This window comes from Streptomyces sp. GL_141 (assembly GCF_057834385.1).
This window is the reverse complement of record NZ_CM174402.1, coordinates 3061493-3077586: the sequence shown is the minus strand read 5'-3', so window position 1 is coordinate 3077586 and position 16094 is coordinate 3061493. Positions and strand designations below refer to the sequence as shown.

Annotated in this window: 16 protein-coding genes; 6 read left to right on the top strand and 10 right to left on the bottom strand. The window is 71.2% G+C overall.

What is annotated here, in order from left to right:
- The first annotated feature begins 162 nt into the window (after positions 1-162).
- Positions 163-1602: a cellulose binding domain-containing protein gene (locus AC3IX6_RS13080; RefSeq protein WP_489370290.1), complete on the top strand. Its 1440-nt coding sequence runs from the start codon at positions 163-165 to the stop codon at positions 1600-1602.
- 50 nt (positions 1603-1652) lie between these two features.
- Here the strand turns inward: AC3IX6_RS13080 and AC3IX6_RS13075 are convergent, their stop codons facing one another.
- The 4 genes from AC3IX6_RS13075 to AC3IX6_RS13060 are packed head-to-tail and all read right to left on the bottom strand — an operon-like array spanning position 1653 to position 6182.
- Positions 1653-2273 (bottom strand): hypothetical protein, encoded by a 621-nt coding sequence (locus AC3IX6_RS13075; RefSeq protein ID WP_489370289.1) that lies wholly within the window; start codon positions 2271-2273, stop codon positions 1653-1655.
- On the bottom strand, positions 2260-3888 hold the full coding sequence (locus AC3IX6_RS13070) for a substrate-binding and vWA domain-containing protein (RefSeq protein WP_489370288.1): 1629 nt from the start codon (positions 3886-3888) through the stop codon (positions 2260-2262). The genes AC3IX6_RS13075 and AC3IX6_RS13070 overlap by 14 nt, the downstream gene beginning before the upstream one ends.
- Positions 3885-5078 carry a toxic anion resistance protein gene (locus tag AC3IX6_RS13065; protein ID WP_489370287.1) on the bottom strand — a complete coding sequence of 398 codons (1194 nt, stop codon included), beginning with the start codon at positions 5076-5078 and terminating at the stop codon, positions 3885-3887. Before AC3IX6_RS13065 ends, AC3IX6_RS13070 begins: the two co-directional genes overlap by 4 nt.
- A gap of 15 nt (positions 5079-5093) precedes the next feature.
- The gene (locus AC3IX6_RS13060) at positions 5094-6182 is read right to left on the bottom strand and encodes a hypothetical protein (protein WP_489370286.1); all 1089 of its coding nucleotides are present in this window, start codon (positions 6180-6182) and stop codon (positions 5094-5096) included.
- Positions 6183-6325: 143 nt separating this feature from the next.
- On the opposite strand from AC3IX6_RS13060, the gene AC3IX6_RS13055 reads away from it, so the two are divergent.
- Complete coding sequence (locus AC3IX6_RS13055; RefSeq protein ID WP_489370285.1) at positions 6326-6802, top strand: hypothetical protein; 477 nt, start codon at positions 6326-6328, stop codon at positions 6800-6802.
- A gap of 192 nt (positions 6803-6994) precedes the next feature.
- On the opposite strand, the gene AC3IX6_RS13050 is transcribed toward AC3IX6_RS13055, so the two are convergent.
- Complete coding sequence (locus AC3IX6_RS13050) at positions 6995-7393, bottom strand: SCO4983 family protein (RefSeq protein ID WP_489370284.1); 399 nt, start codon at positions 7391-7393, stop codon at positions 6995-6997.
- Positions 7394-7635: 242 nt separating this feature from the next.
- Here AC3IX6_RS13050 and AC3IX6_RS13045 point away from each other — a divergent pair, with 242 nt between their 5' ends.
- Both AC3IX6_RS13045 and AC3IX6_RS13040 read left to right on the top strand, forming a co-directional pair.
- Entirely contained in the window at positions 7636-8802 is a 1167-nt protein-coding gene (locus tag AC3IX6_RS13045; protein WP_489370283.1) for a polyprenyl synthetase family protein, read from the top strand.
- Positions 8799-9443 (top strand): biliverdin-producing heme oxygenase, encoded by a 645-nt coding sequence (locus tag AC3IX6_RS13040; protein WP_489370282.1) that lies wholly within the window; start codon positions 8799-8801, stop codon positions 9441-9443. Before AC3IX6_RS13045 ends, AC3IX6_RS13040 begins: the two co-directional genes overlap by 4 nt.
- Positions 9444-9464: 21 nt before the next feature.
- Here the strand turns inward: AC3IX6_RS13040 and AC3IX6_RS13035 are convergent, their stop codons facing one another.
- The 3 genes from AC3IX6_RS13035 to AC3IX6_RS13025 form a co-directional block, all read right to left on the bottom strand.
- Positions 9465-10676: a pyridoxal phosphate-dependent aminotransferase gene (locus tag AC3IX6_RS13035; RefSeq protein WP_489370281.1), complete on the bottom strand. Its 1212-nt coding sequence runs from the start codon at positions 10674-10676 to the stop codon at positions 9465-9467.
- Between the two features lie 288 nt (positions 10677-10964).
- Positions 10965-11225 carry a DeoR family transcriptional regulator gene (locus AC3IX6_RS13030; RefSeq protein WP_489370280.1) on the bottom strand — a complete coding sequence of 87 codons (261 nt, stop codon included), beginning with the start codon at positions 11223-11225 and terminating at the stop codon, positions 10965-10967.
- A gap of 2 nt (positions 11226-11227) precedes the next feature.
- Positions 11228-12490, bottom strand: a complete 1263-nt coding sequence (locus AC3IX6_RS13025) for a PTS transporter subunit EIIC (protein WP_489370279.1) — start codon at positions 12488-12490, stop codon at positions 11228-11230.
- 258 nt (positions 12491-12748) lie between these two features.
- Here AC3IX6_RS13025 and AC3IX6_RS13020 point away from each other — a divergent pair, with 258 nt between their 5' ends.
- On the top strand, positions 12749-13225 hold the full coding sequence (locus AC3IX6_RS13020; protein ID WP_489370278.1) for a macro domain-containing protein: 477 nt from the start codon (positions 12749-12751) through the stop codon (positions 13223-13225).
- A 54-nt stretch (positions 13226-13279) separates the two neighbouring features.
- Here the strand turns inward: AC3IX6_RS13020 and AC3IX6_RS13015 are convergent, their stop codons facing one another.
- Positions 13280-13972, bottom strand: a complete 693-nt coding sequence (locus AC3IX6_RS13015; RefSeq protein ID WP_489370277.1) for a DUF4386 domain-containing protein — start codon at positions 13970-13972, stop codon at positions 13280-13282.
- Between the two features lie 122 nt (positions 13973-14094).
- Here AC3IX6_RS13015 and AC3IX6_RS13010 point away from each other — a divergent pair, with 122 nt between their 5' ends.
- Positions 14095-14775, top strand: a complete 681-nt coding sequence (locus AC3IX6_RS13010; protein WP_489370276.1) for a TetR/AcrR family transcriptional regulator — start codon at positions 14095-14097, stop codon at positions 14773-14775.
- Between the two features lies 1 nt (position 14776).
- On the opposite strand, the gene AC3IX6_RS13005 is transcribed toward AC3IX6_RS13010, so the two are convergent.
- Positions 14777-16048, bottom strand: coding sequence for an MFS transporter (locus AC3IX6_RS13005; protein ID WP_489370275.1), 1272 nt, complete (start codon positions 16046-16048; stop codon positions 14777-14779).
- Between the last annotated feature and the right edge of the window lie 46 nt (positions 16049-16094).

Sequence of the window (16094 nt, the reverse complement as noted above, 5' to 3'; positions counted from 1 at the left end):
AGTCTCAGCGACATCCGGGGGGGTTACCGGCCGGGACGGAGAGCGGAGTTGTGTGGTTAAGATCGCCGGACTTTCACTCAAGCGTTGTGCTCAGCCGAACGATCCAGGCGATCGGACGACCACCCCTCAGCGCAGCCTCAGTCCCCTGCCGAGGAGCTTTCCGTGACGCATTCCAGTCCTGCCCTGCGAAACAAGCCGCGCCGCCGCGTGTGGCCGGCGATCAAGGCGCTGCTCATCGTGGGCGTCGTCGTCGCCGGCGGCGGGGCTTTGTACGCTGTGTACCCGACAGGGAAGACGGTCACCCCCAACCCCCCTGAGCTCAGCGTCCGTTACCGGACCGACTCGGCCTCGGACGACTTCGCCAAGCCGTCCTTCGAGATCTTCAACACGTCCCAGAAGCCGGTGTCCTTGAGCGAGGTACGGCTGCGGTACTACTTCACCGCGGACACGGACACGCCGTACGCCTTCAACTGCGTGCAGACCACGGTGGGTTGCTCGAACGTCGTCGGCGCCATCGCCGCTCTGGACAAGCCGACCGGCACGGCCGACCACTACCTGGAGCTCGGCTTCACCGCGAGCGCGGGCACCCTCGCACCGGGCGAGAACAGCAAGGGCATAGAGCTGCAGCTCTACCGGGCCGACCACGGGAAGGTGAAGCAGTCCAACGACCGGTCCTTCGACGGGGGCAAGACCGCGTTCAAGGAATCGAAGCTGGTGACCGCGTACAAGGGCGGCGTGCTCGTGTGGGGAGAGGAGCCCGAGGGTGCCGCCGCGGCGGCACCGAAGGCGGTGGGCGGCCTCGCGGCGGGGTCCACCGTCCCGTCCGGGGTCATGTTCGACAACTTCCGCTACCGCGACCCCAAGGACCCGGCACTCTTCAAGCACGGCTGGCTGGTGCGCACCAGCGAGGGCGGTCCCGGCATCGCGGGCACCTGGTCGGCGGACGGGATCAGCTTCCCGTCCGCGACGGAGGCCCTGGACGGCCAGGTGCTCCAGCTGCGCGCCCAGACCGACGGCACGCCGGCCGGTACGAGGCAGGCGGCTCTGGGGACGCTGAAGCAGAAGTTCCGCACCGGCACGTACGCCGCCCGGATCCACTTCAGCGACAAGCCCGCGAGCGGCAGGAACGGCGACCACGTCAACCAGACCTTCTTCACCATCGGCGGCAGCGGCTCGGCGTACAGCGAACTGGACTACGAGTACATGCCCAACGGCGGCTGGGGCGCACCCGGACCCAAGCTGGACACCACGAGCTGGCACAACGCCGACAAGGGGGACCGCGTCACCAGGAAGTCGGAGAAGAGCCTGCAGGGGTGGCACACGGTGCTGATCGCGGTGACGGAGGACTCGGTCACCTATCAGCTCGACGGTCGCGAGCTCTTCACCAACAACAAGAAGTACGCCCCGCGCTCGGACATGTCCGTTCAGTTCAATACCTGGTTCGTGGACCTGCCGTTCAAGGGGGACCGGGCGTGGGACATGAAGGTCGACTGGGTCTACTTCAACGCCGCGGGCGGCGAATCCGCGAAGGATGTCGAATCCGCCGTGAAGGGGTTCAGTGACGGAGGTCTGCACTATTTCGACACGGTGCCGGCTTCCTGATGTAACTGCCGGTGAATTGTGTGTGCATTCGAGGCATCGGAATGACGGGCCTATGATTCCCGGCGGCCTTCCAAATAGGTCGTGTGCGTCTGCTGACGACGGGCCTCCGTTTCGCGGAGGTCCGCCGTCATGCGTTCCGCTTCCTCCCGCAGCAGCGTCAGTTGCCGTTCGAGGTGGCGCTCGGGCGATTCGCCGCCCGCCGTGAGCCGGGTCCACCAGCGGGTCCGGTTGTAGGTGTCCACGCACTCCGGCACGTCCGTGCGGATGGCCCGGGTCAGCGCGTGCACCGCCTCCGGGTCGGCGGCCAGGACGCCCGCCACCCAGCCCGGCTCCAGCATCGCCGCGTACAGCTCCAGCAGCCCGGTCAGCACCTCGGCGGGCTCCGCCGGCAGGTCCACCTCGCCGACGTACTCCTGCAGCCGCGCGAAGTCCTCCCGTACGAAGCCCAGTTGCTCGGCGGGCTCCGGCGGTACCGGCGGCGCCGGCACCTCGGGCGGGGCGACGAGCGCGCCCGCCCCGTACAGCCCGGCGACCACCACCGGCCAGTACGTGCCGGCCACCCCGGTGAGGGTCAGGCCCACCCCGACCACCCCGCAGGCACTGCCGGCCAGGTTCTTCTTCGACTCCAGGTACCTGAGGAGCCGTGCGCCGAGCGGCCTACTGGTAGCCACGGATCTCCTCGAAGGCTCCGTCCAGCGAACCGTTGCCGTCGGTGGCGTCGAAGAGCCGTCCGCCGGTCAGTTCGGTGATGTGGGCGAGTTCCTTGCGGTCCGAGTCGCCGAACAGCACCGCGAAGACCGGGGTGTGCTTCTGCGCCTCGGGCAGCCCCGCGTAGAAGGCGTCGAACTGCTTGGCGCCGACGCCCGCGGTGTTCTCGCCGTCCGTCATCAGCACGATCGAGGTGAAGGCGTCAGCGTTGCCCTTGCCGAGCTGCTGGTACGCCGCCTGCAGACTGCTGTAGATGGCCGTGCCCCCGTCGGGCTGCAGCGACTTCACGTCCCCCCGGATCGCGTCCAGGGCGGGTCCCGGGTTCCCGGGCTCGACCGCGTGCGTCAGGACCTTCTTCACCTTGTCGCCGAAGGGCAGCAGGGTGACCTCCTCGCGGTCCCGGAACCGCTCCCCGGTGCCCGAACTCCCCGTCCCCGTCAGGTCGGTGAGCGCCGCCTTCAGCCGGCCGATCCGGTCCTCCTCGGCCATCGAACCCGAGGTGTCCAGCACGTACACCGTCCGCGAGGGCCGGCGCAGTTCGTTCTCGTAGCTGGCCAGCAGCCCGTCCGCCACCGACCGGGTGCCGGGGAAGGGGAGCTCGCGCCGCTTGTCCGGGTTCAGCCCGGCCGCCGGGGTCACCCCGGCCGCGACGGGCCGCCGGAAGGTCTTCTCGGTGATCCCCTTCTGCGCCTCGGTGCCGCGCAGGTACTCGGTCAGCGCGCGCCCCGACTCGCGGGCCCCGGCCGGGGCCGAGGTCAGCAGGGTCAGCGGGTAGTGGGCCGTGACCACGCCGTCGAGCGGCCGGATCACCGTCAGGTTCGTCTTCGCGTCCCGGTTCATGGACAGCAGCACCGACTCGTAGTTCACCAGCGCGTCCACGTCCCCGCGCTGGGTGTACGCGGAGGCCAGCCAGCCCGAGGAGCCCGAGGTCAGCTTCTGCCCGGTGAAGAACCCCTTCAGCATCGGCTGCGCCTTCGCCACGTCGGCGTCGGTCAGCGCCGCCTGTGCGCCGGAGAGTCCGGAGGCCACCGAGATCAGTGCGGAGAACCCGGAGTTGGAGCGCACCGGGTCGGTCATCCCGTACGTCAGCTTCCCGCCGGTCACCGCCTCGTGGACCGCCGACCAGGTCACCGACTCGGGCTTCCAGCCGAGCCGGGCCAGTGCCTCCGGCTTCACGCCGAGGGCGACGGGCGAGGACATCACCGGGGTCTCGTTCGCCAGCTTGCCCGCCGCCTCGGGCCGCAGCCGCAGGTAGTCGTTGGAGGAGAGCCAGACGGCGTCGTACTTGCCGTCCGCCTTGCCGGAGGCGATCTGCTCGACCGCGTCGAGGGTGCCCGACATGGTCAGCTCCACGCCGACCCCGGTGGCGGCCTTCGCCGCCTTGAGGACCTCGTCCATGTCGGACAGCTCGCTGGAGGCCAGGACGCGCAGCTTGCCCTCCTGGTACTCGGTCTGCTTCGGCTTCGGGTGGTCGTCGTCCGTCGCGCAGGCGCTCGCCCCGAGCAGGGTGGCGGCGAGCGCCACCGCCGCGGCGAGTCGTCTGCGCATCACGGCGCTGCGGATGCTCATGCCGTTCATCGGGCGTCGCCGCCTTCCAGGGCGCTGGTGGTGCGGGTGCGCGCCAGGTATGCGGAGGCATTCTGGAGTTCGCCGGTCAGGGACTCCACGGTGGCGGCCATGTTCTCGGTCGCCTGCACCTTGAAGGTGTCGATGGTGTCGAGCGTCTTGTAGATCTGGGCGAAGGCCGTCCGCAGGGTCTCCGCGCCGACGGCCGGGTCGGCGGCGATCCGCTGGATCTCCCCGCTCTGCGTGGACAGCATCTCCGCGTTGCCACGGATCAGGCCCTCGGTGGTGTCGCGCAGGGTGTCGATCTGCTTGATGACCTCGCCCTGGGTGCTCAGCGCCTGTGCCAGCATCACGGCGATCCGCAGCGCGGACACCGTGGTGGTCGCGGCCCGGTCGACGCCCTTGATCAGCTCTTCGTTGTTGCGCCGGACCACGTCCATCGCCAGGTAGCCCTGCGCGCAGACGGCCAGCTGGGTCAGCAGGTCCTGGTGCTTCTGCCGTACGGGGAACAGCACGTCCACGCGCAGCGCGTCGGCCTGCTGCGGGTCGCTCTGGTCGGCGATCCGCTGTTCGACGGCCGCGTCCAGGGCCTCGGTGAGCACCGCGTACTCCTGGAGCTTGCCCATGGTCTCCCACAGGCGGGCGCGCTCGGTGTGCAGGGCGGCGTTGTCGCGCCGCAGCTCGTCCTGGCCGCCGCGCAGCGCGCCGACGATCCGGTTGAGGGTGGTCTGCGAGGAGGCGTACTTGGCCACGTGGTCGCGGAACTTGTTGCCGCCGGGCAGCTTGGAGAGGAGCTTGCGCATGCCCCTCCCCGAGCCGGCCGAGCTGTCGCTCGGGTCCAAGTCCTCGACGGTGCGGCGCAGTTCGACGAGCGAGCCGGCGACGCGGGCCTGGGCGTCGCCCCCGACGTCGGTGCCGAGGGAGCGTACGGCCCGCTCCAGCATGCGGTTGGACTGCTGGGCGGCGCCGCGGATGTCGGCGGAGCCGAGGCCGGCGATCTCCCCGATGCGGTTCGCGAACTCGGGGGAGCGGCTGTCGATGCCGGACAGGGAGCCGACGTACTCCCCGGCCCGGCGGGCCATCTCCTCGCGGACCCCGTCCTGGAGCGGTACCAGGCCGGAGGCCTGCTCCCGCTTGACGGGGGCCACGGGCTCGGGGGCGGTGAGGACGAGCGGGCTGTTCTCTGGCGGTGTCAGTGTCATGGTGGTGTGGTCCCCCTATCCCTTGGCGCGCTCGGCCAGCGCCATCAGGACCTTGACGGTCGGTGCGCCGACCTGGCGGATGCCGGTCAGTCCGGGGTTCAGGTACGCGGTGTGCGGCGCGGTGGCGGCGGTGAACTCGGCCACGCCCTCCGTCGGCCGGAACCCGTGGCGGACCGCGAGCGTGCGCAGCTTCGGGTCGGTGGCCAGCAGGGAGCCGAGGTCCTTGGCCTTCTCGCTGATCGGCACGAAGGTGTGCGGGGAGTTGACGGTGGTGTCGGGATAGAGCACCACCATGCTGCCGACGTCCCCCGATACCTGCTTCTGCTGGAGCAGGCTGGCCACCTGGGACTCGTAGGCGAGGATGAGCGGTTCGCCGCTGCCGCTGATGAAGGAGCGGAAGGGGTCGTCCGTGCTCTGCTCCAGGGCGCCCTGGACGGAGATCAGCTTCTTCATCAGGGGCGCGGTCCGCTCGATGCCGGCGTCGTCGGAGACGACGGTCGCGTTGTTGGCGACGTTCGAGGTGGTGGCGAGGAAGAGCGCGCCCGAGTTGGAGGTGGTGGGGTCGGTGGTCTTGATGAAGACCGTGCCGCCCAGCTCGGGGTGGGCGCTGGTGCCGCCCTGGAGCTCCTGCCAGGTCTTGGCCTCGCCGGCGGCCTTCAGGAAGGGCGCGAGGAGGAGGGTGCCGGTGTTCTTTCCGGTCGTCTTCGCGAGGCCGTGGTCGCCGAGGACCTTGGCCGCGTTGGCGCGGGCGATGACGACGAGCGGGGAGAAGAAGGGCTTGGTGTTCTGCGCGCCCTTCACTCCGGCCGCCGCCTCGATCTCCTTGGCCGGCTCGTTGCTGCTGGGGAAGGCGAAGTCGAAGTCCTTCAGGGCGAGTTGGTCCATCGCCCAGGAGCCCGATGTTTCGGTCTTCACGGTGTAGCCCTTGTCTGCAAGGGCCTTGACGACGTCGGGGTCGCGGAAGAACTCGGACTTCTCCGAACCGATGACGCCACGCACGGTCTTCGTTGCCGTGCCCTCCGGCTTCTTTCCTCCGATGGCGATGACGGCTATCACGCCGCCGACCAGGAGGATCGCCAGGGCGATTCCTAGGATGCGTCTCACGGGTGCAGAGTGCTCGCGGAAACCCACATTCCGCGCGGAGTTGGGTGAACGAGAGGTGACGAGGCGGTCCCACTTCGAAATGCTGTGTGGGCCCGTGGGTGCTGGTGACCGGGGCGGGTGGCCGGGAGGATCGTGCCATGGGCGTGAGTGCGTTGAAGTGGCAGGGCTGGTTGGTCGCCCTGGTGTTCGTGGCGGGACTGCTGGTCTTCGCCCCGCTGGGGCTGTACGTGTGGGCGGGCGGCCGGCCCGCGGTGCGGCCGGCGGGGGCCGCGCCGGACGACGTCCGCATCACCGGCTGCCGGATCGACCCGACGAGCCGCCGCGTGGTCGCCTCGGTCGAGGCGGTCAACGGCTTCCCGGAACAGGGTGCTTACGTGGTCACCGTGGAGTTCCGCGAACAGCCGGAGGCGCGGCCCGGGTCGCAGCCTTCCGCCATGGCCCCATCGGCCCGGGGGTCCCAGACGCTGGTGAAGATCCCGGGTGTCCGCCCGGCCGCGATGGAGTTCGCGGAGGCCGTGGGCCCGGTCTGGCCCCCGGCCGCGATCCCCTGGTGCGGCATCGCGGCGGCAGAGTTCGCCCCGGACCCGCCCTTCGCCCATCCCGGCCCCTCCGGCGTTTGAGGAGCGGGGTCGGGGGCGGAGCCCCGGGGAACGGGCGAAGGGCGGGGAGGGGACCAAGCCCCGCAGGGTCGGCCCGCTGCGCAGGGGCGGCGCGCCGCAGGCCTGCCGGGCGGTAGCGAGGCGGGTTGCACGTTCAAGCCCCGCAGGGCGTGGCACCCGGTCCGGAGCCTCCGCGGCCCCGGACCGGGGCCGTCAGTGGGCGCCGACGAGGTCGAGCGCGGCGGCGTGCGCGTCCATGCGCTCGGCGGCGAGGATCGCGACGGTGGTGTCGGCGCGGGACGCGGCGACGAGCAGGGCGCGGGCGGCGAGGTCGTGGGCGCGCTGGTGCAGCGCGGCGGTGGCCTCGGCGTCGGGCTGCCGGTCGGGATGCCGGGGTGCGCGGGCGGGCTGGGCCCCGCGCAGGCGGGTCACCTGGGCGGCGACGACGGCGGCGGCCTCGTCGAGGCCGAGCTCGTCGGTCACGGTGAGCAGTGCGGCGAGGTGCCCGGCGAGCTGGATGTCCAGGGCTTCGGCGCGGCTGCTGCGGGGGTAGTCGCTGCGGTGGGCGCCTATGCGGGGGTCGACCGCCTTGGTGCGAATCGGCTCGTACATGGAGGCCTCCTGCGTGGTCAGGAGACCATCCTACATTGGATCCGTTCTAAAGTTGAGCTGAATCTTGGTCCTGCGTGTCGGCTTGAATCTCTCTTGTGATGGCTGGGGAACAACGTTCAGTCTTCTCCTTTCGGTGCACGTTTGTGCGGAGACGTGCGGGCCGGCCGGTGTGATGCTCGGGGGACGGAATGGCTGGGGTCGAAGACGTGTCAGGCGTGTCGAATGCGCCGGATGCGGCGGGCATGGCGGAGATATCGGGCGTAGAGGCCGTGGTGCGGAGCGATGCGGCGCTCCTGGAGGAGGACCTCGCGGCCTTCCTGGCCTCCCTGACCACCGCGCCCGCGCGGCAGGGGGCGGGGACCGGCTCCTCCTCCGCGCCGCAATCGGTGTACGAGGCGGCGCTGGGGCGGTCCCTGTACGCGCCGGTCGCCGACGCCGTCGGCTCGAAGGTGGGCCAGCAGGCCCTGGCGCCCACCGAGGGAGCGCCCGCGGGCCGGGCCCCGCTGCGGCCCTCGATGGTGTTCTGGGCCTACCGCAACTACCGGGGCTTCCCCGGCCCGGCCGGCGAGGAGGCCGCCGCGGCGGACCTGGCCGCGGTCCGCCGCGCGGCCGTGGCGGTGCGCGTCCTGCTGAAGGCCGCCGTCGCCCTCGACGACATCCAGGACGGCAGCGGCATCCGCTACGGCGAGCCCGCGCTCCACGTCGGCCACGGCATCCCGCTCGCCCTCAACACGGGCACCCTGCTGATCACCGCCGCGCTGGAGCACGCCGCCGACCCGGCCGTCGTACGGAGCCTGCTGCGGTCGGTCGGCCGGGGCCTCACCGGCCAGGCCGTCGACGTCTCCACGCGCACCGCGCTCACGCGCGCCGAACTGACGGCCGCGCCCCGCGGCGAGCGGGTCGCCTTCTGGGAGTCGATGGCCGCGCTCAAGACGGGCACGCTGTTCTGGATGCCGCTGGACGCGGCGGTGGCGGCGCTGGGCGTCGTGGAGGACGAGCGGCGGGTCCTGGACGAGGCCATGCGGAACCTCGGACTGGCCAGCCAGCTGTTCAACGACCTCACCGACTTCGTGCCCGGGTTCGGCGGCCGCGCCACCCACGAGGACTTCGGCCAGCTGAGCAACCGGGTCTTCCTCGAACTGCTCGACTCCGCGCCCGACGGGCCGCGTGCGTCGGGCGAGCCGGTGGGGGCGCGGCTGAAGGAGTTCGTGCTCGGCCATCCGGACCTGCGCCGCACGCTCCTGCTCCTCGCGGCGGAGGCGGTGGAGCTGAAGCGCTCGGCGATGGAGGCGGTGCGCGGCGTGTGCCGTTCCGAGCGGAGCGCCCGCTACTTCGACGTGACGATCGAACGCAAGGGACACCTCATCGACCGGCTCCACACGACGCTCCTGAAGGGGGACGGCGCATGAGCCCCACGGACTGCCACACGGTCGTCGAGCGCATCCGGGCGAGCACCCGCGGCCGGCACCAGGACCTGGAGTGCACGCCCTTCTCCCGCGCGATGCTCGCCGGGACGCTCCCGCTCGACCGGTACGTCGACCAGCTCGCGGCCTACCGCCGGGTCCTGGCGGCGCTGGAGAGCGAGCTCGCCCGCGCCACGGACCCGTACGTCACCTCGGTGTGGTCGGCGGACCTGGCCAAACTCCCCCTCGTGGACCGCGACCTGATGTATTTCGCCGAGGACGGGGTGTTCCCGGCGTCCACCGCGGCCGCACCGGCGGACGCCCTCGCGCGGGAGATCCGCGCCGCCGCGGCCTCGGACCCCGCGGCCCTGCTCGGGTTCCTCTACGTACTGGAGGGCTCCACGCTCGGCGGCGCGATCCTGCGCCGGTACGTCGCCGAGGCCTACGGGCTGCGCGACGCGGACGGCGTGGCGTACTACGCCAGCGGTGACCGCGAGCGCTGGGCCCGCTTCACGGCGCGCCTGAACGGGGCGCTGCGCGGGCCGGGCGAACAGGACCGGGTGCTCGCCGCCGCCGGGCGGGCCTACCACCACGTCGCCGCGATCACCGCGGCCCTGTCCGCCGGACTCGCCGCCGCCGACGCGTAGGACGGCGCGGCCCCTGGGGGCCTACGGCTGGCCGTACCCGTCGAGGAAGTTCCCGATCCGGGTGACCGCGTCGGCGAGGTCCTTCGCGTTGGGCAGGGTCACGATCCGGAAGTGGTCGGGCTCGGGCCAGTTGAAACCCGTACCGTGCACGACCATGATCTTCTCCTCGCGGAGCAGGTCGAGGACCATCTGCCGGTCGTCCTTGATCTTGTAGACGGACGGGTCCAGCTTCGGGAACAGGTACAGCGCGCCCTTGGGCTTCACGCAGGTGATGCCGGGGATCTGCGTCAGCAGGTCGTACGCCGTGTCGCGCTGTTCCAGGATCCGCCCGCCGGGCAGCACCAGGTCGTTGATCGACTGCCGTCCGCCGAGCGCGGTGGCGATGGCGTGCTGGGAGGGCATGTTGGCGCAGAGCCGCATGTTCGCCAGGATCGTCAGGCCCTCGATGTACGACGAGGCGTGCTTCTTGGGCCCGCACACCGCCATCCAGCCGGACCGGTAGCCGGCGACGCGGTAGTTCTTGGAGAGCCCGTTGAAGGTGAGCGTCAGCAGGTCCGGCGCGATGGTGGCGGTGTTCGTGTGCGTGGCGCCGTCGTAGAGGATCCGGTCGTAGATCTCGTCCGAGCAGACGATCAGGTTGTGGCGGCGGGCGATGTCCGTCAGCCCGCGCAGCATCTCGTCGCCGTAGACGGCGCCGGTCGGGTTGTTCGGGTTGATGATCACGATCGCGCGGGTCCGGTCGGTGACCTTGCGCTCGATGTCGGCGAGGTCCGGCATCCAGTCGGACTGCTCGTCGCAGCGGTAGTGCACGGCGGTGCCGCCGGCCAGGCTGACGGAGGCGGTCCACAGCGGGTAGTCCGGCGCCGGGACGAGCACCTCGTCGCCGTCGTCGAGCAGCGCCTGCATCGACATCTGGATCAGCTCGGAGACCCCGTTGCCGATGTAGATGTCCTCGACGTCCAGGTCGATGCCCTTGGTCTGGTAGTGCTGCATGACCGCACGGCGCGCCGAGAGCAGGCCCTTCGCGTCCCCGTAGCCGTGGGCGTTGCCCAGGTTGCGGAGCATGTCCTCAAGGATCTCCGGCGGGCACTCGAAGCCGAAGGCCGCGGGGTTGCCGGTGTTGAGCTTGAGGATGCGATGACCTGCTGCTTCGAGCCGCATCGCCTCTTCGAGGACGGGGCCGCGGATCTCGTAGCAGACATTGGCGAGTTTCGTTGACTGGATCACCTGCATGACGGGAGCTTACGGGTCCCGATGCGGGCGCGCCCCGCTATTTGACCCGGAGCGCGGGGGCGAGCGGTGGACCGATATGTCCCCTTTCGCGCAAAGCTTGGGTGCGGGCGCCACGAGCCCTTGGAAACCGGGGCCGCCGCCCCGCTCCGGCCTGCGGAATGGGTGGGCCCGACGGAAGGGGGCGGACCGGTGTTGCGCTCGTCACCCTGCCGGTCCTGAGGGACGCGAAAAGGGGCGGGGCACCACCGGTCGGTCGGTGGTGCCCCGCCCCCGCTTTCGGGGTGGCCCTCAGGCCGTGGCGGCCGCGGGGGCCGTCGGTGCCGTGGCCGTGGCCGTGGCCGTGGCCGTCGCTCCGGAGCGGATCCGGCGTACCCGGCCCTGGGCGTCCAGGTGCTGGAGGTCCCGGTGGATGGTCATCCGGCTGACGCCCAGTTCCCGTACGAGATCGGCGACCCGTACGCGGCCCCTGGCCCGTACCGCTCCGGCGATCAGCTCGCGCCGCTCCTCGCAAGGCAGTCCCCGTCCGGGGGTGCGCTGCGTCGCGGGCACGGTTACTTCGCCTCGGCCTTGAGGATCTCGGCGAGCTCCTCGTCGGACTCGCGGCCCGGGGTCGGCAGGTTCCACTTGGTGATCGCGAAGCGGAAGATGAAGTAGTACAGCGCCGCGAAGCAGAGCCCGATGCCGGCCAGACCCCACGGGTTGGACGCGATGCCGAGGTTGAGGAAGAAGTCGATCGCGCCGGCCGAGAAGCCGAAGCCGTCCTTCATTCCGAGCGACCAGGTCAGCGCCATGGACACACCGGTCAGGACCGCGTGGATCGCGTAGAGCACCGGGGCGATGAACATGAAGGTGAACTCGATCGGCTCGGTGATGCCCGTGACGAACGCGGTGAGCGCGAGGGAGAACATCATGCCGCCGACGACCGTGCGGCGCTCGGGGCGCGCGCAGTGGGTGATGGCGAGGCAGGCCGCCGGGAGGGCGAACATCATGATCGGGAAGAAGCCGGTCATGAACTGTCCGGCGCTCGGGTCGCCGGCGAGGAACCGGGCGATGTCGCCGTGCTTGCCGTCGAACTCGCCGGCCTGGTACCAGGGGAAGGAGTTCAGCAGGTGGTGCATGCCGACGGGGATCAGTGCGCGGTTGGCGACACCGAAGATGCCCGCACCGACGGCGCCCGAGTTGACCAGCCACTCGCCGAAGCCGTGGATGCCCTTGCCGAGCACCGGCCAGATCAGGCCCATGACGATGCCGATGACCAGGCCCGAGAAGGAGGACAGGATCGGGACGAGGCGGCGGCCGCCGAAGAAGCCCGCCCAGTCAGGCAGCTTGGTCCGGTAGAACTTCTGGTACAGCAGGGCGGTGACGATGCCCATCACGACGCCGCCGAGGACGCCCGCGTTGACGGGTGCGTTGACCAGGGCGACCTGGTGGTCGACGACCTTCTCGACCTGCGGGACGTTGCCGTCGGTGAAGGTGCCGAGCACGTTCGAGAAGACGAGGTAACCCGCGACGGCCGCGAGGCCGGTGGAACCGTCGGCCTTCTTGGCGAAGCCGACCGCGATGCCCACGGCGAAGAGCAGCGCCAGGTTGTTGAAGACGGCGTTGCCGCCGGCGGCCATGTACGTGGCGATCTCGTTGCACCAGTCCGGCAGGGAGGTGCTGCCCAGCATGTCCTCCTGGCCGAAGCGCATCAGCAGTGCGGCGGCCGGCAGCACGGCGATCGGCAGCATGAGGCTGCGGCCGAGGCGCTGCATGACCGCCATCGCGGCGGAGTTCTTCTTGGCAGACGTGGCCGTCTGCTCGGCTGTGCTCACGGTTGCTTCCTCCAGGGGAAACGGGTGTGTTGCCAAGGCAGGCAGCGCTTGTGTGGGCTGGGCAACAGCTAAGGAAAATGCGCCATTTGCAGCGCGATGTTCCAGTTGTAACACGGTTAAAACCGCATAAACCCATGGTCGAACAGACTCCGGACCTACGACCCGAAGGCTGAGGCCCCAAGCCCCCCGAGACGCGTGCCTTCCGGCGATGTCAGAGGGTCCGGGTACCTTCCGGACAGGGGGAAAGGGGGGATCCGCATGCATCAGCCGACGATCATCCGGGGGGATGCGAGCAGTCCGCAGGCCCGGGGGCCGAAGATCATCGCGCACGTCTGCAACGACCTCGGGGGCTGGGGGAAGGGCTTCGTCCTCGCGCTCTCGAAGCGCTGGAGCGAGCCGGAGGCGGCGTACCGGGCCTGGCACAGGGGCCGCAGCGGGAACGACTTCGCGCTCGGCGCGGTGCAGCTCGTCCAGGTGAGCCCGGACACCTGGGTCGCGAACATGGTCGGCCAGCACGGCATCCGCACCGGCAGCGCCGGCCCGCCCGTCCGCTACGAGGCGATCGAGCGCTGCCTGGCACTCCTGGCGGCCCACGCCGCCGAGCTGGGCGCCTCCGTCCACATGCCCCGCATCGGCTGCGGCCTCGCGGGCGGGAAGTGGCCCCGCATCGAGCCGCTGATCCTCGACGCGCTGTGCGCGAAGGGGATACCCGTCACGGTGTACGACTTCGGCTAGGACTTGTCCGGTCGAGCGTGCCGTCAGGCCGCCCGGCTGGGCAAGGGTGCGCCATCAAGCGACTGTGGCCGCCTCGCCGGTCGCCCGGGGTGCGGGGGCCGCGCCGGGCTTGAAGCCCCTGGCGATCAGCCATCCGGCCAGGGTCAGTTCCCAGGCGAAGACCGGGAGGGCGGCGGCTGCGCCCGGCAGGGAGAGTTGGTCGTAGGCGCCGAACATCACGGCTGCCGCCGAGGCGCAGATCAGGGGGCCGCCGATCAGGCCGAGGATCGAGATGAAGCGCGGGAGCAGGCGGGCGCGGTAGGTCAGGTAGGCGAGCACGACGGTGTTCAGGCCGAGGGCGATGTTCGGGCCGAGCAGGAACGTCCACTCGTGCAGGGCCACCAGCGCGGCATCGGCGCCGTCCGGCGCCCCCGCCCCCCGTCGCAGGGTGACGAGCGCCAGGACGGAGGCGATCCCGAGGGCGATGACGGCCGCCTCCAGCAGCCGCCCGAAGGCGTACCCGAGCGCGAGCCCCTCGCCGTGGCGCCGCAGGACGGGGAACAGGGCCGCCCCGGTGCCGGCCACCGCCACCACCAGCACCACCTCGCAGAGGGCCCCGAGCAGGGCCTGCGTATCGGCGCCCCGCGCGAGCCCGCCGTCCGCCGCGCCCAGCAGGGGGCGGTAGAGGGCCGCCCCGGCTATCGCGGAGACCTCGGTCAGCAGGAACAGCAGCCCGGCGGCCACCGCGGTTCTCCGGTCCGGACTCATCTTCTCGGTACCCCTCGCTCGATGGAGGTGTACGCCGTACACCTTGCAGCGACCATAGGTGTACGTCGTACACTCGTCAAGGCGAGGGTGTCGTCGAAGAGGTGGGAAGGGGCGGGACGGGAATGAACCGGCAGGAAGCCACCGGCACGCAGCGGATCCCCCTGAACAGGGACCGGGTCCTGCGCGCCGCCGTCGCGCTCGCCGACGCCACCGGCATCGACGCGCTCAGCATGCGCAGGCTCGCCCAGGAGCTGGACGTCGTACCGATGGCCCTCTACAAGCACGTGGCCAACAAGGAGGAGCTGCTCGACGGCATGACCGACGCCGTCGTCGGCGAGATCGACCCGCCGGCCCCCGGCCCCGACTGGCAGCGCGTGATCCGCGGGCGGATCCTCTCGGCCCGCCGGGTCCTGCAGCGCCACCCCTGGGCGCCCCGGGTCATCGAATCGCGGACCGGACCCACCCCGGCCGTGCTGGCGTACCTGGACTCGATGGCCGGGACCTTCCGCGCGGGCGGACTCTCCGCCGACCTCACGCACCACGTCATGCACGCGATGGGCAGCCGCCTGCTCGGCTTCAGCCAGGAGCTGTTCGACACCTCGGGCCCCTCCGGCCCGCCGGACCCGGCACTGGCGGCGCGCTTCCCGCACATCGCGGAACTGGCCGCGACGGCCGCACACGACGACGGCTCCACGGTCGGCGGCAGCGGCTGCGACGACCAGTTCGAGTTCGAATTCGCCCTGGACCTCCTCCTGGACGGCTTCGAAGCCCTCCGCCGGCGGGGCTGGAGCTCCGCGCGGTAGGTCAGGCGGCCGCGGCGGCCGGTTCGCGCGCGGCCACCGCCGCCGGGTAGGTGCGCTGGATCTCGCGGTCGCGCAGGCACCACCAGAGGAGGCCGAGCACCACCGAGGCGGCGCCGGTGCACACTCCGACGGTGCGGACGTCGCAGACGGTGAGGAGGCCGCCGAACAGGGCCAGGGAGACGCGGGCCATCGCGCCGTACGTGGTCATGTGGAGGCTGGAGACCCGCCCGCGCACGGCCGCGGGGACGGTGGCCAGCAGGACGGTGGTGTCCAGGGCGATGATGACGCCACTGGCCAGCCGCATCACGCCCAGCAGCGCCACCGCCAGGACCGGATGCCCCGCGAGGAAGAACGCCGCCCAGGCCAGGCCCTGGAACACGTAGGCCGCGGTGTACGCCGCCAGGTGGCGGCGGACCGCGAACCGTGCGGCCAGGAGCGTGCCGAGGATGACGGCGACCCCGTCCGCCACGTACAACGAGCCCAACACCGCGCCGCCACCGCCGAGATGGCCCGTGGCGTAGGCGGCGAGCAGGATGTCGTACGCCCCGCCGATGCAGCCCCAGGCGATGCCGATCCAGACGACGGAGCGCGCCAGCGGCAGATCGCGCAGCACCCGGAGACCCGCGGTCAGCTCCTTGCGCATCGGTTCACGGGCCGCCGCCCCCGAAGCCCCCGAAGCCCCCGGCACCGCGGGCTCCGCGTACGGCATCGGCCGCCGGGCCTGCGCCAGCAGCGGTACGACGGCCAGCACCTGCAGCACGCACGCGACGGCCATCGCGCCGACGGGGCTCCAGCCGGCCAGCGCACCGCCGAGCGAGGCGCCGACGACGGTCATGGTTCCCGAGACGGATGCCAGCCGGGCGTTGGCGGCGGGCCGGGACTCCGGTGCCACCACCCCGTACAGCCACTGCTGACGGGCCGGCGGCCAGAGGGTGTTGCCGAGGCCCTGGAGCCCGTAGAACGCGGCGGTGATCCAGATGCCGTGGTCGAGGAAGAGGGTCATGCCGAGGACGCAGACGGCCTGCGCGACCATCGAGCCGACGGCCAGGCGCCGCACGTCGAACCGGTCCGCGAGGGTGCCGGCCACCATCATGAACGCCAGCGCGGGCACGGTCCCGATGAGCTCCACGGCAGCGAGCGTGGCGGGGGAGGACTCTTGCAGCACCTGGATGAACAGGCTGATCTGCATGACCCAGGTAGACCCCGAGGACAGCGCACTGGCCGTCCAGAGGCGGGCGGTGCCGCCGCGGGCACGGTCGGGGCGTGTGATCATCCGGAGCATCCGGAGATTTGATCACACCGCGATGATCACCGCACTG